The sequence below is a fragment of the Psychrobacter sp. MES7-P7E genome (assembly GCF_002863645.1).
Taxonomy (GTDB): domain Bacteria; phylum Pseudomonadota; class Gammaproteobacteria; order Pseudomonadales; family Moraxellaceae; genus Psychrobacter.
The window spans coordinates 48,517-73,988 of sequence record NZ_PJBU01000076.1; the positions used below are offsets into that span (position 1 = coordinate 48,517).

General features: G+C 41.6%; 19 protein-coding genes and 1 tRNA gene. 14 read left to right on the top strand and 6 right to left on the bottom strand.

Annotated features, from left to right (window positions below; translation table 11 throughout):
• Positions 1-535: 535 nt before the first annotated feature.
• The 11 genes from CXF62_RS04365 to CXF62_RS04415 all read left to right on the top strand — a co-directional run bounded on the left by CXF62_RS04365 (position 536) and on the right by CXF62_RS04415 (position 13,648).
• A complete protein-coding gene (locus CXF62_RS04365) occupies positions 536-1,645 on the top strand; it encodes a porin (protein ID WP_102093065.1) in 1,110 nt (369 codons plus the stop codon).
• A 299-nt stretch (positions 1,646-1,944) separates the two neighbouring features.
• The gene (locus CXF62_RS04370) at positions 1,945-3,030 is read left to right on the top strand and encodes a porin (RefSeq protein ID WP_025651346.1); all 1,086 of its coding nucleotides are present in this window, start codon (positions 1,945-1,947) and stop codon (positions 3,028-3,030) included.
• A gap of 230 nt (positions 3,031-3,260) precedes the next feature.
• Positions 3,261-4,895 (top strand): CTP synthase, encoded by a 1,635-nt coding sequence (locus tag CXF62_RS04375; RefSeq protein WP_102093066.1) that lies wholly within the window; start codon positions 3,261-3,263, stop codon positions 4,893-4,895.
• A gap of 441 nt (positions 4,896-5,336) precedes the next feature.
• A complete protein-coding gene (gene kdsA / locus CXF62_RS04380; protein WP_102093067.1) occupies positions 5,337-6,212 on the top strand; it encodes a 3-deoxy-8-phosphooctulonate synthase in 876 nt (291 codons plus the stop codon).
• A 27-nt stretch (positions 6,213-6,239) separates the two neighbouring features.
• Positions 6,240-6,497, top strand: a complete 258-nt coding sequence (locus tag CXF62_RS04385) for a heavy-metal-associated domain-containing protein (protein ID WP_102093068.1) — start codon at positions 6,240-6,242, stop codon at positions 6,495-6,497.
• Between the two features lie 254 nt (positions 6,498-6,751).
• Positions 6,752-6,976 (top strand): heavy-metal-associated domain-containing protein, encoded by a 225-nt coding sequence (locus tag CXF62_RS04390; protein WP_057761178.1) that lies wholly within the window; start codon positions 6,752-6,754, stop codon positions 6,974-6,976.
• A gap of 260 nt (positions 6,977-7,236) precedes the next feature.
• Positions 7,237-9,597, top strand: coding sequence for a heavy metal translocating P-type ATPase (locus tag CXF62_RS04395; RefSeq protein ID WP_102093069.1), 2,361 nt, complete (start codon positions 7,237-7,239; stop codon positions 9,595-9,597).
• 323 nt (positions 9,598-9,920) lie between these two features.
• On the top strand, positions 9,921-11,237 hold the full coding sequence (gene eno, locus CXF62_RS04400; protein WP_102093070.1) for a phosphopyruvate hydratase: 1,317 nt from the start codon (positions 9,921-9,923) through the stop codon (positions 11,235-11,237).
• Positions 11,238-11,403: 166 nt separating this feature from the next.
• On the top strand, positions 11,404-11,712 hold the full coding sequence (locus tag CXF62_RS04405) for an FtsB family cell division protein (RefSeq protein ID WP_057761172.1): 309 nt from the start codon (positions 11,404-11,406) through the stop codon (positions 11,710-11,712).
• Between the two features lie 167 nt (positions 11,713-11,879).
• Positions 11,880-12,608 carry a 2-C-methyl-D-erythritol 4-phosphate cytidylyltransferase gene (ispD, locus tag CXF62_RS04410; protein WP_228153163.1) on the top strand — a complete coding sequence of 243 codons (729 nt, stop codon included), beginning with the start codon at positions 11,880-11,882 and terminating at the stop codon, positions 12,606-12,608.
• A 431-nt stretch (positions 12,609-13,039) separates the two neighbouring features.
• Positions 13,040-13,648 carry a BLUF domain-containing protein gene (locus tag CXF62_RS04415; RefSeq protein ID WP_102093072.1) on the top strand — a complete coding sequence of 203 codons (609 nt, stop codon included), beginning with the start codon at positions 13,040-13,042 and terminating at the stop codon, positions 13,646-13,648.
• A gap of 242 nt (positions 13,649-13,890) precedes the next feature.
• On the opposite strand, the gene CXF62_RS04420 is transcribed toward CXF62_RS04415, so the two are convergent.
• The 3 genes from CXF62_RS04420 to pyrC all read right to left on the bottom strand — a co-directional run bounded on the left by CXF62_RS04420 (position 13,891) and on the right by pyrC (position 16,518).
• A tRNA-Glu gene (locus CXF62_RS04420) sits at positions 13,891-13,966 on the bottom strand.
• A gap of 530 nt (positions 13,967-14,496) precedes the next feature.
• The gene (gene rnt, locus CXF62_RS04425) at positions 14,497-15,156 is read right to left on the bottom strand and encodes a ribonuclease T (protein ID WP_102093081.1); all 660 of its coding nucleotides are present in this window, start codon (positions 15,154-15,156) and stop codon (positions 14,497-14,499) included.
• A 291-nt stretch (positions 15,157-15,447) separates the two neighbouring features.
• Positions 15,448-16,518, bottom strand: a complete 1,071-nt coding sequence (gene pyrC / locus CXF62_RS04430; RefSeq protein WP_102093073.1) for a dihydroorotase — start codon at positions 16,516-16,518, stop codon at positions 15,448-15,450.
• Between the two features lie 335 nt (positions 16,519-16,853).
• On the opposite strand from pyrC, the gene CXF62_RS04435 reads away from it, so the two are divergent.
• A complete protein-coding gene (locus CXF62_RS04435) occupies positions 16,854-18,092 on the top strand; it encodes an argininosuccinate synthase (protein WP_057761167.1) in 1,239 nt (412 codons plus the stop codon).
• A 145-nt stretch (positions 18,093-18,237) separates the two neighbouring features.
• Here CXF62_RS04435 and CXF62_RS04440 read toward each other — a convergent pair whose 3' ends face one another.
• Positions 18,238-19,506: a hypothetical protein gene (locus tag CXF62_RS04440; RefSeq protein ID WP_102093074.1), complete on the bottom strand. Its 1,269-nt coding sequence runs from the start codon at positions 19,504-19,506 to the stop codon at positions 18,238-18,240.
• Between the two features lie 140 nt (positions 19,507-19,646).
• On the opposite strand from CXF62_RS04440, the gene CXF62_RS04445 reads away from it, so the two are divergent.
• Complete coding sequence (locus CXF62_RS04445) at positions 19,647-20,162, top strand: L,D-transpeptidase (protein WP_102093075.1); 516 nt, start codon at positions 19,647-19,649, stop codon at positions 20,160-20,162.
• Positions 20,163-20,306: 144 nt separating this feature from the next.
• On the opposite strand, the gene CXF62_RS04450 is transcribed toward CXF62_RS04445, so the two are convergent.
• On the bottom strand, positions 20,307-21,947 hold the full coding sequence (locus CXF62_RS04450) for a CYTH and CHAD domain-containing protein (protein WP_102093076.1): 1,641 nt from the start codon (positions 21,945-21,947) through the stop codon (positions 20,307-20,309).
• Positions 21,948-22,100: 153 nt separating this feature from the next.
• A complete protein-coding gene (locus CXF62_RS04455; protein ID WP_101206309.1) occupies positions 22,101-23,687 on the bottom strand; it encodes an isocitrate lyase in 1,587 nt (528 codons plus the stop codon).
• Positions 23,688-24,385: 698 nt separating this feature from the next.
• On the opposite strand from CXF62_RS04455, the gene CXF62_RS04460 reads away from it, so the two are divergent.
• Positions 24,386-25,375, top strand: coding sequence for a LysR family transcriptional regulator (locus CXF62_RS04460; protein WP_102078583.1), 990 nt, complete (start codon positions 24,386-24,388; stop codon positions 25,373-25,375).
• Positions 25,376-25,472: the final 97 nt, after the last annotated feature.

Consider the following 25,472-nt stretch of genomic DNA (forward strand, 5'->3'; position numbering starts at 1 on the left):
AACTGATAAATTTGCTCAAATGGATTATTAACTTCTTAATTAGCGCTATTTATTTTTTAGTAAATAGCGCTTTATTTTGGACTATTTTTCGATGTTTATTATAAAAATTTAAGAATATTAGTAATCATATTAACCAATATTATTTGTATCTAATTGAGTAAGTGGAAGTTTTTTAACAATCGTTCAAGTAAAATAAAGTATCTGTTATTTGATAATAGATGTATCGAAAAGGCAAAAAAATATGTTGCAAATTATGTCAAAGTTGTTATGCTTGTACTCGAAGTATGAGTTTGGTAACGGATGTTACGCACGGAGCAATAAAGACCAAACGTTACATGGCAGTTGCGTTGTTTAATCCCAGTCATGTGTGTCATGGTTTTTTACCTTACTGTAATAGAAATTCGCCACACTTGTTTCTGACTAATCTCGGTAGCCAGTTACACATTATATCTTTGAGGATTTGTGACGATACCATTATGGGCGCCAGCTAATCACAGCTTGCTCATTACTACAATTGTAAAGTGGAGATACCCCCATGAAAAAACTACTTTTAGCGACAGCAATCGCCGCCCTATCTGTATCTGCAGCACAGGCAGCACCTACCGTTTATGGTAAAGTATTCGTTACTACTGATTACGTTAATGCTGAAATTGATGGTCAGAATATGGATAATAATAACAGAATTAATGAAGACAACGGTTCATTACAAGTTAATTCTAAGCTTTCACGTTTAGGCTTCAGAGGCTCTGAAGCGATAACGGCCAACACTGACGTAATTTACCAATTAGAGTACGGCGTTCAAGTTGATGATAGTGGTAGCGATAACATTGGCTTCAAAAGTCGTGATACTTATTTAGGTTTAAAAAATAAAGACTTCGGTGAATTCCGCTTTGGTCGTAACTACACAGTCATTGACTATATCAATAACGTATCAGTTAATGAAGGTTATTGGGATAATCTTGGCTCTAGTACTCTGAACAACAACGACAGCTTTGCTAATATTTTGACCCCGACCGTTGGTAACCGTATCAATAATTCAATCGTTTGGAAAGCGCCTAAATACAATGACCTACCATTAGCGCTTGCGCTGATGTATGGTGCTGATGAAGACTTTATATCTGAGAGTGATCGTGACGCAGGCTATGGTGCCTCATTGATGTTTGATCCAGGTACAGGCATTACCGCTGGTATTGCTTATGAGCAAGACATGAGTGTTAGTGGTGATATTATCCGTGGCAGTGCTAGCGTCGATTTAGGTAAATATATCGCAGCTCCTGTAAAGTTAGGCGTTCTATATCAAGAAGCTGACTATGCCGGTACTACTACTGCAACAGAGGACGGTTTAGTGGTGAGTGCTGAAATGGGTCTTTCGAATTTTGCCCGTCCAGCCTCTGTTTATATTCAGTATGACAAAACCGACAATATCAGTGGTCTTGAGAATAATGACTCAAATCAAGTCGTTGTAGGTGGCAAATATGCGTTTAAAAATAATATGATCGCTCATGCCTATGCTGGTCTAAATTCAGCGGAATTAAACAATGGTCGTTTTGGTTCGAGAGACGAAGACGGCAAGGTTAATGAAATCGACTTACGTGGTGATATTGATGTACTCGCTATCGGTGGCGGTCTAGAATACTTATTCTAATCTAAACATTAGAAACGTATTATAAAAAACTCATCCTTCGGGGTGGGTTTTTTTGTTTTGTAATCAATACTGTGTCTTGAACAACAGCGTGTCTTAAATAACAGAATCCGTAAAATTAATAATAACATTTGTGTAAACTTTGGTTTTTTCATCTTACTGTAATATTTGCTTGGTAAAGTTATGTCTAAGCAGTTCTTATGGCTCGCTATATATATGGTTTCGAAGGTATAGGACCTTGCCATTATATATCTAATGATCTTAGACCATTTATCACTCAAATCGTAAAGTGGAGATATCCTTTGAAAAAATTACTTTTAGCCACAGCCGTCGCTGCACTTTCAGTTTCTGCTGCCCATGCTGCGCCAACTGTATATGGTAAAGCATTTTTAACCTTAGATTATGTTAGTACAGACTACGATGCAGCTAACAAGACAGATGAAGATACATTTAAACTTAACTCTAATCAATCACGTATCGGTTTTAAAGGTGAAGATGATCTTACTGATACCACTAAATTAGTCTATCAATTGGAATATGGTATTGATGTTGATGACGATAGCCAACAGTTTAGATCACGTAATACTTATGTAGGCTTAGCCCACAACACTTTAGGTACTGTACTAGCGGGACGCCATGATACCCCATTGAAACTTGCACAAAACAAAGTTGACGTGTTTAATGATAGCTTATTTGATATTAAAAATGCGGGTGTTTCAGGTGAATACCGTGCTAACAATATGGTGGCCTATCAATCACCTGTTATTGTCGGTATGCCAGTGAGTTTTATGGCAGCTACCGCATTATCAGAAACTGATGCCGACGGTGATATTCTCGTTTCCGCAGCATCTGGTGCGAAGCCTGCAGTCTATCGTGATAGAAAAGTAAAAGATAACGGTTATTCTGCTTTATTAGCCTATGACAAAAATGGTGTTTATCTAGCCGGTGCTTATGACAAAGACATGGGTGCTAACAATGTAAATACTGGCGTGATTGATAATACGTGGCGTTTGGTTGCTGGTTTAGATATGGGCAAAATGAATATGGTTTCGGGCTTAACTTTAGGTGCTCTATACCAACAAAGCCAATACTACGATAATTATAGCATCGTTAACAACAACCGCGTTAACAAAGCCAGTGAAGATGAAAAATCTTGGCTAATTAGTGGTAAATATAAAGTTGGTGCAACACCTTGGGCAGTTAAAGCACAGTATGTTAATACCACTGACGAAAAAGGCGTAAAAGATGCTGATGTAAATGAAATCGCAGTTGGTGGAGAATATGCATTCAATAAAGCGACCACGGGTCATATTTATGCAGGGCAAATCAGCCGTGACAATAACAAAGATGACTTGATTGTAGGTACGGGTATTGAATACAAATTCTAATCTAAACATTAGAAAACGTATTATAAAAAACTCATCCTTCGGGGTGAGTTTTTTTGTTGTGACCTTTTTAAAGCCGCAGTGGGTTATAATAGCTACGTATTTACGATGATTACGCACTTATGACAATTAAGCGTTAAAAACTGAGTGTTTTAAAGAGTTTGCGCTTTTGCCCTATATTTTGTAGCGTATTTTTAGTAAAATCCTTCTTTACCAATTACCGACAGAGTACTATGACCAAGTTTATATTTGTGACCGGTGGGGTAGTGTCCTCACTAGGAAAAGGTATTACCGCAGCCTCTCTTGCCGCAGTCCTTGAAGCACGTGGCGTGAGCGTGACGATGACCAAAATGGATCCGTATATCAACGTCGATCCAGGTACGATGAGTCCGTTCCAGCATGGCGAAGTGTTCGTCACCGAAGATGGCGCTGAGACCGATTTGGATTTGGGCTATTATGAGCGCTTCTTACGCCACTCTAAGATGAGTAAGAGTAATAATTTTACCAGTGGCCGTATTTATCAAAACGTTTTGAATAAAGAGCGCCGCGGTGAATATTTGGGTGGTACGGTACAGGTGATTCCGCATATCACTGATGAAATCAAAAGTAAAATTCTTGCCAGTGGCGAAGGCTATGATATCGCCATTATCGAGATTGGCGGTACGGTCGGTGATATCGAGTCACTTCCTTTTATGGAAGCGGTACGCCAAATGCAAGTAGAGCTTGGACGCAATCGCGCCATGCTAATGCATTTGACGCTCGTACCTTATATTGCCAGTGCAGGTGAAACCAAAACCAAACCTACTCAGCATTCAGTAAAAGAGCTACGTTCTATCGGTCTGCAGCCAGATATCTTAATCTGCCGCTCTGACCACCATATCTCACAAGACAACCGTCGCAAAATTGCATTGTTTACCAATGTTGAAGAGCGTGCGGTGATTATGTGTGAAGATGCGCAAAGTATTTATCAAATCCCGCGTACCTTGCATGAGCAAGATCTTGATGATTTAATCTGTGAGCGTTTCGGTCTTGATGTGCCTGAAGCTGATTTGAGTGATTGGGACAAAGTTGTTGAAGCTCAGCTCAATCCTGAATCCACTGTTACCGTGGCAATGGTCGGCAAATATGTCGAGCTGCCTGATGCTTATAAATCGATTAATGAAGCATTATTGCACGCGGGTATCACTCACAAGACAGATGTGAAGATTGATTATATCGATGCCGAACGTTTAGAGGATGACGATAGCTTGTTGGCGCAGCTTAATAATGCCGATGCTATCTTGGTGCCAGGCGGCTTTGGTGAGCGCGGTACTATGGGTAAAATGAAAGCAATTACTTATGCTCGCGAAAACAATGTGCCATATTTAGGTATTTGTCTAGGTATGCAGTTGGCCGTCATCGAATACGCGCGTAATGTGATGAATATCGATGCCAACTCTTCTGAATTTGATCGCAAAACGGCTGAGCCAATCATTGGTCTCATCACTGAGTGGCTAGATGAGCGCGGTGAGCTACAGATTCGCAGTGATGATTCAGATCTTGGCGGCACCATGCGTTTAGGCGCACAGCAAGCTGAGCTGGTCGCTGGTAGCAAGCTGAGCCAAATCTATGGTGCTAGCAATATCACTGAGCGTCATCGCCATCGTTATGAGATGAACAACCGTTATATCGAGCCGTTAGAGCAAGCAGGCATGACGATATCGGGTTATTCTGCCAAGCAGCATTTGGTCGAGTCGGTTGAGATTGCTGATCATCCTTGGTTCGTTGCGGTACAGTTCCACCCTGAATTTACCAGCTCGCCACGTGGTGGTCATCCACTGTTTAACAGCTTTGTAAAAGCCGCAAAAATCTATAGCGACACTAAATAATATTAAAAGCTTTACTGTTTTAAAATGAATTTTTAATATAAATGAAAAGACTGATCTGCGGATTGGTCTTTTTTTTGACTGTTTATTTAGCCATTTTTTAATAGTTTTTTCTAGGGCGTGTCCTCAATTCAATTGATCATATCTAAACGGGCTAAAAATGGCTAAATTTTGCCAAACATCGTTAAATAGCTGGTTAATATCCCGATATTATCTGCGCTATTTTCCTTGTTTGACTGCAATTTATCTCATTTTTATCACCATTTTTAAAATGAGGACACGCCCTAGCAATAGTGGTTTGATTAAGTAATCTACAGTATCAGCGAGATGTAATTACGCTTGGATACTTTTATTCATTGGGCTATCGGTTACAATATGGGAGAGTAATATTAATAATAACTGTTCATAACAACAGTATATAACAATAATGAGGGTCACTACTTTATGGAAAATTTATTAACTGCACAATCGCATATAAAGCTTACGACGCCAAGTGGCAATACGATTAATATAGGCAACGACCAGCCATTTGTATTGTTCGGTGGCATGAATGTTTTAGAATCAAAAGAATTGGCGTTCGAGATTGCCGAGCAGTATGTCGAGATTTGCCAGCGTTTGGGTATCGGCTATGTTTTTAAAGCCAGTTTCGATAAAGCCAACCGTTCAAGTCTGCATTCATATCGCGGCCCAGGTTTAGAGAAGGGTATCGATTGGCTAGGGCAAATTAAAGAAAAGTTCCAAGTGCCGATTATTACTGATGTGCATGAGCCGTATCAAGCCGCGCCCGTCGCTGAGGTTGCGGATATTATCCAGTTGCCAGCATTTTTGTCGCGTCAAACGGATTTGGTGCATGCGATGGCGAAGACCGATGCGATTATCAATATTAAAAAAGCCCAGTTTTTAGCCCCACATGAGATGCGTCACATCGTTAACAAGTGCCTTGAAGGTGGTAACGATAAGCTCATCCTTTGTGAGCGTGGTAGTGCCTTTGGTTATAATAATTTGGTCGTTGATATGCTAGGCTTCGATACCATGAAGCAGATGGATATACCGGTATTCTTTGATGTAACCCATAGTTTGCAGCAGCCGGGCGGTCGTAGTGATAGCGCCGGTGGACGCCGTGAGCAAATCACCACCCTTGCACGTGCAGGTATGGCGACAGGGTTGGCAGGGTTATTTTTAGAAGCGCATCCAAACCCAGAAACTGCAAAATGTGATGGTCCATGTGCGCTGCGTATGAGCCAACTAGAGCCATTCTTACGTCAGCTTAAGAAAATTGATGATTTGGTCAAAGGTTTTGAAGTATTGGATACTCATTGATACGGTACGTAATAAAAGGGCTATATAATGGCAATTCAGATGGCGCAAGTAAGCATCGAAAATATCGATGATGAAGAAGGCTTAGATAGCGTAATGACTGTGCTTAAGAATATCTCAGGCGTGACGGCTATTAATTTGGATCCTAAGCATAATGTCGCAACGGTAAGCTATGATGATACAGATACTAGTATCCATGCCTTAACAGCAGCGATTAGTATGGTGGACTATGTGACTCAGCCATTTCCGATTGATTCACCGCAGAACCCGCACCATAACAATTTATAATTACAAATAGCTATTGCTATAAATTTGTCGATGCGCTCTTTTGCATTTTTATTGATAATTTCCTGTCTTGTTAATAGCATCTCGTTAATAAAGCAACAACCAAACGGTCTTGTTGTCGAGGATAATAGGGCTTATGCTTATTTAATGTAGCTTTGATAGTTGCACTTCCTTTGATAACTTAAAAAATATCAAAGTAAGCATTAACAGAATCACTATTAGAGTTGCTCATTACTAATAAAAATAAGGAGCCCAATATGGCAGATCAAACACGTATTATTAAAATTGACGGTATGACTTGTGGCGGATGCGTAGCAAGCGTACATACGGCAACAGCCGATATTGATGGATTAGAAACTATTACCGTTGACCTCGCTGATAATCTAGCGACGATAACCTTTGATGATAGCAAAACCAGTGCAGAGGCTATTGCTTCAGCTATTGACGATGCGGGATTTGAGGCGACAGTTGCTAACTCATAAATCTCATCTTCTATGTAAAAAACCAGCTAACATGTTATTACAAGCATGATAGCTGGTTTTTTAATGATTAACGATTACGAGTATTCAGTCTCGATACTTTGATACTTTGATACTTTGATACTTTGATACATGGCTACTTTGTCTAAAATGCTCATACTGAATACGATATAACCTAATTGCTTTATTTGAATTTTTTGCCTACCCACTGATATTTTATCGTGGTTCCTACGAATTTATAGGCACCATGACGAGTTTTATTTATGAACGATACCACCCGTACTACCAAAGATGAGTCTTATGATGTCGAAACTGATGTTGAGTCCAACACGCCACTGACCCCGCAACGAGCGCATCTGCAATTAGCGATTGATGGCATGACTTGTCAGGCCTGCGCCTCAAGAATCGAGAAAGTGCTTAACAAAAAGCCTTCAGTGTACGAGGTAAGTGTGAGTTTTGCTGGCGAGACTGCCAATGTTGATTATGATCCAACCCAGACGACGCCCGAACAGGTGACAGAGTGGGTAAATAAAACAGGCTTTGTGGCCAATGTGCAGGCAGCCGATAGCTTATTTGCTCAGACTGACGAAGATACCGCCACTCAATACCCATGGCGTTTGATCGGATTATGGGTTTGTTTGGTGCCATTTTTAGTGGGTATGGCAGGTATGTTGACGGGTTCTGGTATGGCGTGGATGCCGCCAGTCTGGGTTCAGTTTATTTTAGCGACTGTAGTACAGTTTGGCTTAGCGTTACCGTTTTATAAGAGCGCATGGGCATCTATAAAAGGTGGCCTTGCCAATATGGATGTGCTAGTGGTCATTGGTACAATGACGATATGGGCGTATTCGACTTATCTATGGCTCACGCACGGCGATGGTACTTTAAACAGTCTGTTGCAAAGTGGGCATTTGGGTGGACACGGTGCTAGTAACAGCCCAGCCGTATATTTTGAAGCAGGGGTGATGGTCATTGCCTTTGTACGTACGGGTAAATATCTTGAGGAACGTACCAAGAAGCACAGCCTAAACAGTATTGATTTATTATTGTCATTGACACCTGATGAAGTAGAGCAGCAGCAGCCAAATGGTGAATTTCATCGTATTGCATTGTCTGACGTGCAAGTGGATGACGTCTTACGTGCAAAGCAAGGCAGCCGCGTCGCTACAGATGGTACCGTCATAGAAGGCAGCGGTTGGTGCGTGGAGAGTCATTTAACTGGCGAGTCGGTAGCTCTCAAAAAAGAGCAAGGCGATGGATTGCTGGCAGGTGCCTTAGTAGAGAATGGCAGTCTGCTATATTGTGTCAGTGCGAAGGGCAGTGATACTAAGCTTGGTGATATGGTACAAGCGTTGAGTGATGCACAAGGCTCAAAAGCCAATCTAGCGCGTCTCGCGGATCGAGTAACGGCTATTTTTGTGCCTGTAGTGGTAACGATTGCGTTGGTTACTTTTGGGGTCACATGGTGGCTAACAGGTATGGTTGATACTGCTTTAATGCACGCAGTATCGGTATTGGTCATTGCTTGTCCTTGTGCACTTGGTTTGGCCACGCCAGCGGCAATTATGGCGGGTATGGGCGTTGCTGCGCGTCATGGTGTGTGGTTCAAGGATGCGCAAAGTCTTGAGGCAGCAGGTAATATAGATACGGTAGTACTCGATAAAACAGGTACATTGACTATTGGTAAACCTACTATCGTCGATCATGTCATGGTGGATAAATCGCTTGCTGTGGACGATGTATTGCAGATTGCGGCCAGTGTCGAGGCGCATGCCAGTCATCCATTAGCAACTGCTCTGGTAAACACAGCTAAAGACCGTCAACTGTCTCTATTTAATGTGACTGATATTAGTGTGATAAAAGGCGCTGGTATACAAGCAAGTATCGAAGGGCTTGGGCTGATAAAAGTTGGGACAGCAGAGTTTGCGAACTTGACGTTACCAAGATTCATGCCAAAAGTATGGCAAATTGCCAGTACCGTTGCGATTAGTATCAACGATGAGCCACTAGGCGCGTTTGCCCTAGCTGATGACTTAAAGGCAGATACGCCGCAAGCAATCGCTGCACTACAAGATGCGGGTATCAATGTTATCTTGATGAGTGGTGATAAGCAGTCCGTCGTCGATCATGTAGCAGGGCAGTTGGGTATTGATAAGGCTTATGGCAAGATGAGCCCACGTGACAAGGCCAGTCAAATTGCACTATTGCAAACTGCTGGTCATAAGGTAGCGATGGCAGGAGACGGCGTCAACGATGCGCCAGCGATGGCTACTGCCGATGCCAGTTTTGCAATGTTTGAGGGGACTGATGTCGCTCAGCATAGTGCCTCTGCACGTCTAATGGGTGAGTCGCTCATGCATATCGATGCGGCACAAAAAATCGCTCAAGCAACGCTGCGCAATATTAAACAAAATCTGTTTTTTGCCTTTATTTATAACTGTCTTGGCATTCCGCTTGCTGCATTTGGATTTTTGAATCCGATGATTGCAGCGGCTGCTATGGCGCTTAGCTCCATCTCAGTACTCATGAATGCACTACGATTGACACGGTTTAAGACAGAGGTTGAGTTAGATAATACGGTATCCACCTCTCATACGGATAAAGAGCGTTTAGCAAAAGGGTAGCTATCATATTTGCTTTAAGCTTCTATAAATATAAAACAGACAGGCATCGCATATATGTATCTATAAGATTGTTTTTATGACGGCAAGTCGGTGTAAGATAAGGGAAGTTTGGTAAAATATATGCTATGATGCCAAGCACTATAGCCGACTATTAATCTGCTTTATATCCCTCTAATTGCTAAGTAACGATAGCCAAAAAATAGAAAGGTATAAAGGGTTTTTAGGACTACGCGCTATATGATATTTTGCTTTATCTTTTTTGTATGCTAGCTGCCGTTATTTATCTCACAAACTTGGCATGACCAAAGGAATTAACAGACATTATGTACGCTGAAGAAACCAACAACGTCACCGCAATTAAAGACATTCGCGCTCGTGAAATTTTAGACTCGCGCGGCAACCCAACTATCGAAGCTGATGTTATCTTAGCTGACGGTACTGTCGGCCGTGCTGCTGCTCCAAGTGGCGCATCAACAGGCTCACGTGAAGCGCTTGAGCTACGTGATGGCGACAAGACCCGCTTTATGGGTAAAGGCGTCAAAAAAGCCGTTTCTAATGTCAACAGTCAAATCCGCAGTGCCTTGATTGACAAAGATGTGACTGAGCAACAGGCGATTGATGATGCCATGATTGCGCTAGATGGTACAGAAAACAAAGAAAGCTTGGGTGCTAACGCCATGCTAGCTGTGTCACTTGCTACGGCCAAAGCGGCAGCCAAGTCACAGAATCTGCCATTACATCAATATATTGCCAATCTACGTAATCAAACGTCGTTGACCATGCCTGTACCAATGATGAACATCTTGAACGGTGGTGAGCACGCGGATAACACGGTTGATATCCAAGAGTTTATGATTGAGCCTGTAGGCTTCACAAGCTTCTCAGAAGCGCTACGTGCTGGTACAGAGATTTTCCATAGCTTAAAGTCTGTATTGAAATCACAAGGTTTAAACACTGCCGTTGGTGATGAAGGTGGTTTTGCACCGAACCTACGTAGCAACGAAGAAGCCATCACGGTTATCATGCAAGCGATTGAGCAGGTTGGCTACAAAGCTGGTGAAGATATTCATCTTGCGCTAGATTGTGCAGCTAGTGAATTTTACAAAAACGGTCAATACGTCTTAGCAGGCGAAGGTAATAAAGCCTTTGATAGCCAAGGATTCTCAGACTATCTAGTTGGGCTAGCACGTCAGTATCCTATTATCTCTATCGAAGATGGTCTTGATGAGTCAGATTGGGACGGCTGGAAGTATTTGACCGAGCAGATTGGCGATAAAGTTCAATTGGTTGGTGATGATTTGTTTGTGACCAATCCTGCAATCTTGCAAGAAGGTATTGATAAGCATATTGCCAATGCTATTTTGATTAAATTTAATCAAATTGGCACCTTGTCAGAAACGCTAGATGCGATTTATATGGCTAAGGAAAATGGCTATGCAACTATCATTTCACATCGTTCAGGTGAAACTGAAGACAGCACCATTGCAGACTTGGCTGTTGGTACCGCTGCTGGTCAGATCAAAACTGGCTCACTATGCCGTTCAGACCGCGTAGCGAAGTACAACCAATTGCTACGTATCGAGCAGCAAGTACGTGCAAGCTACCGTGGCCGTGAAGAGTTTATTGGTCTACGTGGCTAAAAGTTTGACTGGATCTTTGGCGTATAGTATACGTTAAGTAATATACGCTAAAAAGCCTAAACTCATCAGCTGAAGTCAATATTTAGGCGATATATAATCATTTGTATATCGCCTAATCAGCTTAAAATTTACTATCCTCTTTTATACCGTTTGGCGTTATCACCTTATGAAATATTTTAGCCAATTTATACTACTTGCTTTAGCCGTTGCAGTACTTTTAGGATTGCAATATCAGTATTGGTTGGGTGAAAATGGCCGCTTTGAGCATAATAAGTTGACAGCTCAAATCGAAGAGCAACAACGTTTGAATGACAATCAAGTTGCAGCAAACAACTTACTACGCACCGATGTTCAAGATTTAAAAACGGGACTTGAGGCCGTAGAAGAGCATGCTCGCTTAGATTTAGGTTTAATCAAACCCAATGAGACTTTTGTCCAAGTATCCACCGCACCAACCACGCATAGCAACTATTAGCTTTATAAATACACTAGCTTTTACAAATACACTATTCTTCACGACATGAATTAATTTTCATGATGCAGCATCATAATGTTGTTATTTGACACCATTCATCATACTTGACACCTGCTTTATTCCTCTTTACATATACTGTCATGGGCTCAAACCATGAGTACACTACTATGAATACAACCCCTAATATACATGCCATGATCGTCGCAGCTGGTCGCGGCAGCCGTTTTGGTGCGTCTATCGCCAAGCAATATACAATGCTAGAAGGTCAGACGCTATTGCAGCATAGCGTGGCACGACTTGCTTGTAGCGATTACATTGATAAGTGTCTATTGGTCATATCAGCCGATGACAGCACGGCGCAACAATTAGAGTTTGCCCTTCCTATAAGCTATGCAGTCGGCGGAGCAGAGCGTTGGCAGTCAGTACAGTCGGGCGTTGAGGCAGTTAGTCAGACAGGTGCTGATGATTCAGATTTGGTGCTTATTCATGATGCAGCACGTCCCGCTGTACCAAGTTCAGATATCGATCAAGTGATTGAAGCAGCGATGCTGGAGCCCTACGGCGCTATTCTAGCGACACCAGTGGCCGATACGTTAAAAGCTTCCTATCAGCAAGCTACAACTACAGAAGAGAGTCATGCACACTCTTATGCCAAATCTACCATGGATCGTAGCAACATGTGGCAAGCACAAACCCCGCAAGTTTTTCGCTTAGGTCAATTGAAAAAAGTCCTAAATCATGTATTTGAGCATCAGCTAAGTATCACAGATGAAGCCAGTGCTTTTGAACAACTAGATTTACCAATACGCTTAGTCTCTGGTAGTCGCCAGAATATAAAACTGACCTATCCTGATGATGCGGTACTGTTAACAGCGATTATGGCGCTTCAGTCTTAGTTTCAACTCTGCTTCCGCTAACGAGCATCAGTTTTACTCCTTTTATACTTAATGGTGGTCATGATAAGAATTATGGCTTCAGTAGCCACTATATCCTCGTTAGACTTTTCTGTACTATTCTTAAAAATTAATGAATCCAAAAATAATCTATTACTAAAGCCTATACCGAGAATATATATAATCTACTTTGGAGTATAATATGGTTATTACATATGTTTTTTGTGTCTGAGCGGGCCTATGTCCAGTAATAGGTTGCTTTAATGACCAAACTAACCTATGATGTAACTAACTTAATACAATTAATATAAAAACTTATAAAATCAATAATATATCAGACCGATTCATTACGCTTAGTTATGTTGTCTCTATATTTTTTCTGAAGTTAGTATGATTGTTTTAGCGACATTTACCTGATAATAGGGAGAAGCTGATTGTCAACAATCAACGATTCAACAAATCCAGTAACGCCAGATCTCTGCCAGCTTGTATATATAAGCCGGATTACCTCTACTGGTCTTTCAAGTCCTAGCACGCTTAATGATATCTCAGAGACCGCGGTTGAACGCAATCAAATAGATAATATCACAGGTATTCTTTGCTATGGCAATGGCTACTTTTTACAGTGTGTCGAAGGCTCAGAGCAGGCACTAACCAATCTAAAAAATCGTTTGTTGGTAGATGATCGACATAAAGAATTAAAGATTTTAGATTTTTCTGAAATTACTAAACGCCGTTTTGCCAGTTGGTCATTACGTTCAATTACCCTTGAGCGTTGGATGACTAAAGAGCCTGAGCTTAAAAAGTTAATGCCATTTAAGCCGTATGAGTGGGGTTCTAATGAGTGGCAGAAGTTCTTAGACATATTGCAGGGCTACTATGAAGAGCAAACGAGAACAGGTAACGTCGATACGCCACCTGTCAAATATAGTACGCTAGGGGTCACTTTAAGTAAGGTTGTAGGGCAGCATCAGGCGTTCTTTTTAATCCAGACGATATTGGGATTGATGATAGTGGCTACGTTGCTATGGTTACTGCTGTAATCGCTAGATATGAATAAAGTTGTATATTAAGCAAAGCGATATTTATACGTAATAAGATAGTCAAATAAAAAAAAGCCAGCATTCAATTGATGCTGGCCTTTTTTATTTAAAAAAATAAGTTGGCTCTTAATGAGAGACGTAAAAAAACCCAATTCATAATAAATTATGAATTGGGTTTTGGTGGTACGCTTGTTAGTCTAATATAATGCTAAGCAATAATGCTAACAAGTGACGCCAAATAGTGGCGTCCCCAGGGGGATTCGAACCCCCGTTACCGCCGTGAAAGGGCGGTGTCCTAGGCCTCTAGACGATGGGGACTAGTAACAACACTTCAACTGCTTTCACCATTTATGCTGAAGTGGTGCGTATTTTAATAGCGTCGGCGCTTCCTGTCAAGCCTTTTTCTACGTCTTTTTAAAATTAAATATCTTTTTTTAATTGCGCGCCGAGGATGTAGGTCATTTCGCTTTAAATGATAGCGAATCCATAAAGAAGTACAGGCGCTAATCGTCAATGCAAGCAGCATATAACCGAGAATGGTGCCCCATAACTTGAGCTGTGGATCCATAATAAAGTCCCTCCTATTAATCTTGATAGTGCTTGCTATCAAGACAGTGTGAGCAACTTGAACCATCTATAGGATATAACTACATCGCTTAAGAGTGATATTTTATCATCAGACCGTTATTCATATCGAATAGAACAACTATGTCTGTAATCAATAAATAGTTCCGTCTATTTATTATGATATCAATCATATCCCTATTGATTGCCAAATCAAGATGTCAAAGTCATCAAGTATTACAAATAGCACTATTATGTATGATTGGCAATATAGGATATGTGACTTATTGACTGTCGCTATCAGTTGACTCTTCTTTCGCGTCTTCATTGTGTAGCGCATTGGCCAACATGGGATAGCTATTCAGTATATGACAGAATAGCTCAGCAGTCTTTTGAGTGTCATACAAGGCTGAGTGAGCATTTTTACCATCAAACTCTAACCCTGCTGCCTTACAAGCGCGTGCTAGGACCGTTTGACCAAAGGCTAATGCTGATAAGGTAACGGTATCGAATACTGAAAAGTTATGAAATGGATTGTGGTTTTTGCTATTGGTTCGTAGCACAGCTGCATTCAAAAAAGCCAAGTCAAAATGGGCATTGTGTCCAATTAAGACACATTGACGGCATTCTTCATCACGGCGTACGTCTTTTAACCCTTTAAAGATGCGGCGCAATGCTGTTTTTTCATCTTCAGCAATGGCTTTACGCATTGGGTTTTTAGGGTCAATACCGGTAAAGGCAAGCGCACTTGGCTCTAAGTTTGCGCCTTCAAAAGGCTCAATATGAGCGTTAAAAGCTTCACCTGGATAAAATACACCTTGCTCATTTAGCAAGACGGGAATGCAGGCAATTTCTAACAGGGCATCGGTCTGGGCGTTGAAGCCTGCTGTTTCCACGTCGACGACGACAGGCAAGAACTTGCGAAAGCGGTCTTTCAAGGCCATAGGCGCTTGCTCATCTGTCGCTGAGGCTGCATCTTTAGGAGAAGTATTTAGAGTAGCATTAAGACTGGCAGATTTAGGGTGTGATAAGTCTTCGTCAGGCAAGGTCGCTATGTTTTGATTGGTCATATAAAGTTAAATCACTTTTATCAGTCGTACTAATATATCAAATAAGAAATAAGCATCCTATGATATTAACTGTACCTTTAGTACAAAGAAATCTACTACAAAGGTATCATTAATATCATAGGATAAAATAATAGGTCGTTTATTGAAGGCTAAGCTTTGCGTGCGTTAAGCCTTAATTGACCAATGTAGCGTCTCACCTGCCATCAAGGGCGTCAATGATGCACCATCAAAATAAGGATAGTCAGTCGGTACTTGCATAGGCGTGTTGACAAGCGTGATCGTACTTTCATTCAGAGGTAAGCCATAGAACTGAGCGCCAAAACGACTAGCGAAACCTTCAAGCTTATCTATTTTTCCAACACTATCAAAGGCGGTCGCATACAAAGGCAGCGCCGTGGCTGCACTATAGCAACCGGCACAGCCACAAGCGGCTTCTTTTTTGTCTGTCGCATGTGGCGCAGAGTCAGTACCCAAGAAGAACTTTGGATTACCACTAGTAGCTACATCTAATAGCACTTTTTGGTGGCTCTCACGCTTCAAAATAGGTAGGCAATAAAAATGCGGTTTGATGCCACCAACCAATAGATGGTTGCGGTTAAACATCAAGTGCTGCGGCGTAATAGTCGCAGCAACATGGTTGCCTTGCGACAATACAAAATCTGCCGCATCGCTGGTAGTGATGTGCTCTACTACTATTTTCAACGTAGGGAATTTCACGATAATTTGTGCCAGCACTTCATCTAAGAAACGCTTTTCACGATCAAAGATATCTATATGGTCTTGGGTTACCTCACCATGGATTAGCAATGGCAAATTATATTTTTCTAATGCTTCAAAGACATCGACACAGGCATTAATATTAGTGACGCCATCTGCAGAGTTGGTAGTTGCTCCAGCAGGATAGAGTTTGACAGCTTGTACGATACCTGACTGCGCTGCCAACTCGATATCTTGGGCAGTGGTATTATCCGTTAAGTATAGAGTCATACGCGGATCAAAAGCTGACTTGCGCTCAAGACTTAAATCACTTGCTGCCAAAGTTTCCATGATACGTGCGCGGTAGGCAATCGCATCTTGCGCATTTTTGACTGGAGGCACAAGGTTAGGCATACAGATGACACGGTTGAAGCTGCTTGCTGCATGCGGTACGGTCGTGCTCAAGGCTAGATCGTCACGCAAATGAATATGCCAGTCATCTGGCTGAAGGATGGTCAATTCTCTAATCGAATCAGTCATAGTGTCAAAGCGCTCTATATCGTCAAATAAAGGAAACAAAAGGGAGTGTTACTGTGGGTCTATCATAACAGATTTGCCCACTTGACTAAATATAAGGCTAGATATCTGTACATAATTCATCGAGCTAAGATTAATATCTTGTCGTTAAATGATGTTTAAATCCTAGTGGCAAAAATGAGGTTGACTAGAATTTAAGTCAAAAGCGCACGCCTTATGGCAGTTAGACTTTTGCCCATAGTAAATATGATGTACACTGAGCAGGTAATTATCGTTCGACTTGCTTTCGATTTGATCGTCGCCTTTTCTAAAACTATATTTCATAATGGGAGTTCTTCATGGCTCAACTTGATCCAAAAAATATCAATAAAATCGTCTTGGCTTATTCAGGTGGTCTTGATACCTCAATCATAGCTAAATGGCTACAAGAAACTTATGATGCGGAAGTAATCACCTTTACCGCTGATATCGGTCAAGGCGAAGAAGTTGAGCCAGCACGAGCCAAAGCTCAAGCAATGGGTATCAAGCATATCCATATCGAAGATTTGCGTGAAGAGTTCGCTCGTGATTATGTATTCCCTATGTTCCGTGCTAACGCCATTTACGAAGGTGAGTACTTGCTAGGTACGTCTATTGCTCGTCCATTGATTGCCAAGCGTTTGGTTGAGATTGCTAAAGAGCATAACGCCGATGCTATCAGTCATGGTGCGACTGGTAAAGGCAATGACCAAGTTCGTTTTGAGCTAGGTGCAGTCGCCTTATCACCAGACGTAGTAACTATTGCTCCTTGGCGCGAGTGGGATCTATCAAGCCGCGAAAGCTTGATGAAGTATGCTGAAGAGCATGATATCGCAATCGATTATGCGGGCAATAAGAAAAAGTCTCCTTACTCAATGGATGCTAACTTACTGCATATCTCTTATGAAGGCGGTGTTCTAGAAGAACCGTATACTGAAGCAGAAGATGACATGTGGCGCTGGTCTGTCAGCCCAGAAGAAGCACCTGATGAAGCGCAATATCTAGAACTAGAATACGAAAAAGGCGACATCGTTGCTATCGATGGTGAAGCACTTAAGCCTTATGAAGTCATGATTAAGCTGAACGAAATCGGTGGCAAACACGGTATCGGCCGTTTAGATATCGTTGAAAACCGTTACGTAGGCATGAAGTCACGTGGTTGCTACGAGACGCCAGCGGGTACTATTATGTTAAAAGCGCATCGCGGTATTGAGTCGTTAACGCTTGATCGTGAAGCTGCCCATCTAAAAGATGAGCTAATGCCACGCTATGCAAAAATCATCTACAATGGCTATTGGTTCAGCCCTGAGCGTATGATGCTACAAGCATTGATTGACAAGTCACAAGAATACGTCAACGGTACGGTTCGTGTAAAACTGTATAAAGGTAGCGTGAGTGTTGTTGGTCGTAAGTCTGACGATTCATTATTTGATGAAAAAATCGCTACTTTCGAAGATGATGCGGGCGCTTATGATCAAAAAGACGCAGAAGGCTTTATCCGTCTAAATGGCTTACGTCTAGCTATCGAAGCTAGCCGTGGTCGTGATTTATCTAAGTAAGTTTTTGGGCTGCTTATAGTCAATTCGTAACTTAGATCGCACAACAAAAAAGAGACTCTATGTTGATAGGGTCTCTTTTTTTATGGCTAGTAAATGGTTGCTAAAACGGTTGCTTTGAGGGTAGCTATTTCAAAAGTAAAAGGCTTTACTCAGCTTTTTCTGTCTCTACAACGTCAGGTTCGTCTTCATCTACCATTACAATGGCCACATCTTGCTGTTGACGCTCATCAATAGCATCTTGTTCTAACACTTCTTCAGTTGCCAGGATTGCACCGTCAGATTTTTGCGATTGGTATTTCAAGGTAGCGAGTGCACCAAGGACACCAACGACAAGTATGATGATAAGAATGACAGGATTTTTCCATAGTGGTGTGGAAGCCTCATATTCGATAGGCTTTTCACTAGTGGTGGTCGGTGTATTGTCGTTATTGCCGCCGATTAGTCCCAAACTTACTAAAGGCGGTTTAGGTGGATTGGCTGGTTCAGAATTAACGCGCAGTCGATTTCGACTGAGATAGATATCTGAGATTTTGGCTAATTGAAGCAGCCAACGTTGATGTGGTAAGGCAACGGCATGCATCTCGGTAAATACCAGCATATCGTTGTGACGACCTTGCTGTAGATTATCAGGTGAGCGTCCAATGGCTTTTAAGTAATTGCCTGTTGCCATTTGCATGTCTTGCACCGGTTCATAGTTTTCAGGTTTGAATCCGGTCAGCTCATACCAGTAAGGATCAAAAGAAGGTGGAGTGCTTGATAACTGCTCAGCATTTAATAACGTACGTTCCGCATTACTCTCTGAGTTATTCTCTATCGCTTCAACAGCTTCAGTAGTTGATTCGGGCAGGTCACTATTGCTTTCTGTCTCAGCAGATAAGGTGTGCGTATGCTCTGGGCTAAATCGGGCTGCTGATAAAAACTGTGGTTGTAGCGCAAACCATTTATTGATTTCATCACTGTCTAGTTGACTGTATTCTGTCAGAATAGCCAATTCACGCAGCACAATCACGCACAAGGAGGTGAGTAGAGTTTGAGCCTGCTGCATCGATGCATCAATCTTCTCAGCGATATGTTCGCTTGCCTTTATGACACGGGCATTATCGCTGAATACGGCATCTGCCGCATCGTGACGATGATAGAGTGTGGCGCTAATGGTGGCAAAGTTCATTGAGTTATACTGCCGTAACTCTTTGACAGCACTACGACCAAACAGCTTTTTACTGACTGCTTGTCCCTGATGACGCTGTTGATAGGCGAGCAGCGCACTTACGATGGCTTGTAGACTGGCATCCATCCCTAAGCGAGCTTGCGGTAGAGAGAGCTGTGCCGCATCGGCCAAAAGTGACAGCATAGGCTGGGTATCATGATATAAAAAATCATACATCGACACACGTGTCGGTGAAATAGTCGTCATAATCTGCTAGCATCAAAAAGTGTGCCCCTATATTACGGTGCCAAATGTCTTGATACAATCCCTTGATAATAGAAATTTTCAATCATTTTACTAATAACCTTGATAGTAATCTGATGAATGACTGATAGTCGGAAGCATTTATGACCAATAATAAGACGCTTGATAAACAACTCGTGATTAATATCGCTGAGCAAACATTGACGATGTACCAGCAGCAAACTGAGGTTGCGAGATACGTAGTCTCCACTGCAAAGAATGGTATTGGTAGTCAGCAGGATAGTGGTTGCACACCGCTCGGTAGGCATATCATTGAACAAAAAATAGGTGGTAGCGAGCCTATGAATGCGGTATTTGTTGGGCGTGTGCCGACAGGTGAGATATACGATGCAAATCTTGGTGAGCTACATCCAAAGCGTGACTGGATATTGAGCCGTATTCTCTGGTTAAGCGGTCTTGAAGAAGGGTTAAACAAAGGTAGCAATAGCCAAGGTGGCTGCGATACTTATGAGCGCTATATCTATATTCACGGTACACCAGATACTGAACCAATGAGTATTCCGCTATCACATGGCTGCATCCGTATGCGTAATGAAGATATTGTAGAATTATTTGAGCAAGTAGAAGAGGGTATGCCTGTTACGATTGTGGCTAATTAGGACATGTTGCACATTTAGCTATGGCGCTGACAGAAACTATTTAAACACAATAAAAAAAGACAGCTAGTTATATAACTAGCTGTCTTTTTTATTGAGTGAGTTTACTTTATGAAAGCAGTATCCCTCATAAAAATGATACTACTATTACCAAAACGTTGAGCTGTCCGCAAATTTTGCTAACCGTGCATCAATATGACTCTGGTCATCAGTCAGTATGGCCGTAAACCAACCCGCACCATATAAAGCATTAGTATCTGTTGTTGATTTTAACTCATAGAACTGCTGATATTGATTATCATCGTTTAGTTGTTCTAACGCTTTTTGCGTTTTTATCAGCCTTTTTAGCCAACGTTTGGTTTTCTTTTTAGCTTTTTTCTTACTTAGTAAAGGCGTAGAAAATTCACTGATGTAACGCAAATCTCTTAACTGATTAAGCAGCTCGCTTTCAGGTTGGTCATTATCAGCAGTGTCTGTGTTTACCTCGATGTCATCGCTCACAAGCTCAGCAACACTTACTTCGTCACTTACTTCATCACTTATTTCGTCAGCTTTTTTATTGGTTTTAAGGCATTTTTTATATTGTTTAGAGAGGATTTTCGTTAGCTTATCGCGGGCAAGCTGATCAGTCTGAGGTTCAATGCTTGGGTCGCTCATAGTAAAGGCAATCAGCTCTAGCAAGGTTATCTGAAAGTCATTGGCTTGCAGCGTATTGATAGGTGTGATCTTGATATTTTCGATATCTGTCGTCCAGTCAACGGCAGGCGCGCCACATGCTTGTAGCTCAGGTTCGATCTGTGCGTTGATATAAGCAAGTTGATAGTAATCGCTAAGTAAGGTTGCAGTTTGCTTTAGTATCGGTAGCCATTCAGGATTAATTTCATCAGAGAAGTCGGTAAATGCTTTCAACGCAGTACGCAAGCGATCAATACCAATCCGTAACTGTAGAATATGATCGTCATCTATGCTGCCAGCGACGATAGCACTGCTGTTTGGTAATATCTGCAATAAGCAATTGTGTACGACCGCACGTATAAAGGCAGGTGCGCTGCTGTCTTTGTCTATTTGCAATTGACTTAGGTTTGCGTTGACTGCTGGACTGTGATTTTGTCCGTTAATAAGTAAGCTACCGTTTTCAGCTTTGGTAACGGTAGATAGACACAGCTTATAGCGCTTGCACCATGTTTTGGCAGTCGTAAATAGAAAATCTAAATCTCCTGACACCAATTCAAATTCTATCTCTTGAATAGCTTTGCGTAGCGAGTCATCAGTACCATGAATAATCTCTCCCTGATCATAAGCCATTTCGATACAGTTATCGGTTTCATTCTCATTACTTTCTGTTAGCAACCGCGTAGTGCGCTCGACGTCAGTCACATAAAGTCGTGTTAGCGTCTTTGCTAGCTTTTTGAGTTTAAAGTCAGCCAATGCTGCAGCGATTGGGGTGTCTTCATATATCGTTAAATCAGGCATCAGCTCATTATTATTGAGCATTATTTGTACTTGCTCATTATTATTGAGCATTATTTGTACTTGCTCATTATCGAGTACGGCATTGTGCTCCAAGCGTGCCGCGATACCATCACCACCAGCTTTAATGGTTTGTACCCATGTATCGCCTTCTTTGCGAATACGCAGACCGATACCTGCCTGTGCAAGCTGTTGGTCAGGCGTATCGTAATAGTGTGCAGCCAGTTGTGTCACTTGTGAGGATTTAACGTGCGTTTGACGCATTAATCCCTTCAGTCGTGACTCTGGTACCAAAAACTTCAGCTCTATCTCTTGCATATTAGCTCCTAATAATTCTGACTAATGGCTCTGATCGATGGTTGTGATAAACAATTATTAGTCTACCATTCTCTGATTATTTAAACCGCAATAAAAAACCGCCCTACATGATGTAGGGCGGTTTTTTGATAAATACTGCTAGTCTGTCGGTTATTAGAACTGGTTCATCGTGTTCTTGCCGCCGCCAGCTTTCAGAGCGTTATCGCCTGAGAAGATTTCTTTGTGGTCATCGCCAAGGTCTGAACCAGCCATTGCTTGGTGCTTAACACAAGAGATACCTTCGCGGATTTCTTTACGCTGTACGCCAGCTGCATAAGCAAGCATGCCTTCTTCACCGAAGTAGCCTTTAGCAAGTTCATGAACGCTAAGAGCAGTCGTGTGGTAAGTCGGTAGCGTGATTAAGTGATGGAATACACCAGCTTCACGTGACGCATCACGTTGGAAGTTTTTAGCGGCTACGTCAGCGGCTGCATCAAGCTCAGTACCGTCGTAATCAGCACTCATCAAGTCATCTTTATTGTATGCAGAGATATCTTTGCCTTCTTCTTCCCACTGAGCGATAACTTGCTTACGGAAGTTAAGCGTCCAGTTGAATGATGGGCTGTTGTTGTATACAAGCTTGGCTTTAGGCTGTTGCTCTTTAATACGGTCAACCATCATTTTGATGTGCTCTACGTCTGGAGTCGGTGTTTCGATCCATAGTAGGTCAGCGCCGTTTTCTAGAGCAGTTACACAGTCAAGTACAACACGGTCAATGTTGGTCTCTTCACGGAACTGATATAGACCGTTAGGTAGACGAACTGGGCGTACTAGTTTGCCATTGTGCTTAAGTAGGCTGTCGTTTTCTTGAGCATTTTCTAGCGTTACTTCTTCCATTTCGATGAAATCGATGTATTTAGAAGCAAGATCGCCTGGCTCATTTGATACTGGAATTTTTTGCGTTAGTGATGCGCCTTCAGAGTCAGTACGAGCAACGATAACGCCATCTTCAACACCAAGCTCTAAGAATGCATAACGGATAGCGTTTAGCTTAGAGATGAAGTCTTCATGTGGCACAGTGACTTTACCAGCCTGGTGACCACATTGCTTAGCGTCAGATACTTGGTTTTCAACCTGAATGGCACAAGCGCCAGCTTCGATCATTTGCTTAGTCAATAGGTAAGTGGCTTCTTCATTACCGAAACCTGCATCGATATCAGCGATGATTGGCACAACATGTGAATCAAAGTTTTCGATTTTTTCTAGGATAGCTGAAGTGTCTTGGCCAGCTTCTTCAGCAGCGTTTAGCTCACGGAAGTAGTCGTTCAATACTTTAGCATCTGCTTGACGTAAGAAGGTGTAGATTTCTTCGATTAGTTTAGGTACTGATGTTTTTTCGTGCATAGATTGGTCAGGTAGTGGACCAAACTCAGAGCGTAGGGCAGCTACCATCCAACCTGAAAGGTAGATATAAGTTTTAGAAGTCGTACCGAAATATTTTTTCTTAGCGTACATAGTTTGCTGTGCAACAAAACCATGCCATGCACCTAAAGACTGCGTGTACTGAGACGTATCATTGTCATAATCTTCCATGTCTTGACGCATGATTTTTGCAGTATATTTTGCGATATCCAAACCCGTTTTGAAACGGTTCTGTGACATCATACGTGCAGCATCAACTTCGCTAATGTTCTGCCAGTTGCCGTGCTTTTGCTTTAATTCACGTACTAAGTCGATCGCTGATTTATATGCAGTTGACATCTATAGTCTCCTTGGTGGGGTGTAAAAACAAATAAGTTAATTGTTAAAATAATGGGTCTGTCGTTTTACTAAAATCCGCTTTACTAAAACCTTTGTACTAAAAAGTAATATTCAAAATTTGGTCTATCGTTTATCTATCGAAGCTCTATTTACCCTAAACAAACCGTTAGGCTATTACAAGAAGTTTGCTGAACTCAACAGTTGAAAATAATTGCTGGTTTATAAATATTCATCGATTCTCACTATATATCTAAAAGGTATCTGAATATTTAATAGGCAGTGATGTCATAATTGGTAGCAAGAGATGTTACAATAATGAGGTCAATTAACCGTATTTAACGACTGATAAAAACCATTAATATATTACTTAGCGATAATATTTAATCGGATAAAAACAGCTTATGAACCTAACGTTCGTCCTCTATGCTGCAAATCCTTTATAGAACTCACTATAACCACCTTACCAAGATTTATCTAATTTATGATAGTTATCTTTGGTATTTCTGTATGATATAATGTTTATATAACAGGGTCTTACGATAGGTTTAATGAGTTATAATGGATAGCTAATAGAAAAATCCAGAACAAAATTAGTAAAAAATAATGAAATTATGCTGTTATAGCGCACAAATCACCGTAGCAGCACTACAAATGCCAGCCTTAATATGGCGTTTATTCAAAAGCCAAGAGAACCAAATATGAATTTGCAGCGGGTTGATTTAAATTTATTAGTCCATCTAGATGTGTTGCTACGAGAAAAAAACGTTACTCGCGCAGCCGAGCAGCTTGGGATTACTCAGCCTGCTATGAGTAATATCTTGCGCCGTTTGCGTAAGCTGTTTAATGATCCATTATTGGTACGCTCGTCTGAGGGTATGACACCGACTGAACGCGCCCTTGAGCTACAGCCACGTATCCGCGAGATACTCGCTGATTTGACTCAAGTGTTGGAGCCACGTACCGAATTCCGCCCTTATAGTACCTCTCGTGTGTTTCGTATTATGACATCGGATTATGCTGAAGCGACCCTAGTACCTAAGCTGGTAAAAGCACTACGTTCTGAAGCACCTAATGTGATTTTGGACTTTTTGACTCCATCAGACGTCTCTTATCGAGATATGGAGCAGGGACGAGTTGATTTAGCGATTAACCGTTTTAATGAGATACCACAAAGCTTTCATCAGGTTTTGGTATGGCGTGATACATTTAGTTGTTTACTGTCGTCTGAAAGTCCTTATGCCAATCGTTTTAATCTGAAAAACTACCTTAAAGCACAGCACGTATGGGTATCTAAAACCGGTATGGGTGTGGGTTTTGGGGTTAATCCAGAGAAATCTGGTGGACTAGGATCTATCGATCAGGCCCTACAGCGCCTTGGGCAAAAACGTCAAATCAGTGTCTTTACTCGACACTATCAAATGCCTGCTATGCTTGCAGCAAATAAAGATTTGATAGCGACTTTGCCCACGCGTGTGGCAAGAATGCAGGCAAATAACGACAGCATTATGATGGAAGATCCGCCGTTTTTTATTCCTGAGTTTGAGCTTACGATGGCATGGTCTCCTTTGTTGCAGCATCACCCAGCCCATCGCTGGTTACGTCAGTTAATTATGCATGTGGCACGACAAGTCGTTGCTGAAGAAGAAAATCCACCACAAGAGATACCGGTTATTAATCATTTGTTTTGATTGGTTTGTGTGAGTTAAATCTATCTTTTATTAGAGCAGAATATTTTTGATTATCTGAATTTTAATAAAAATACTTTTCTTTAGCTCCCACTATATA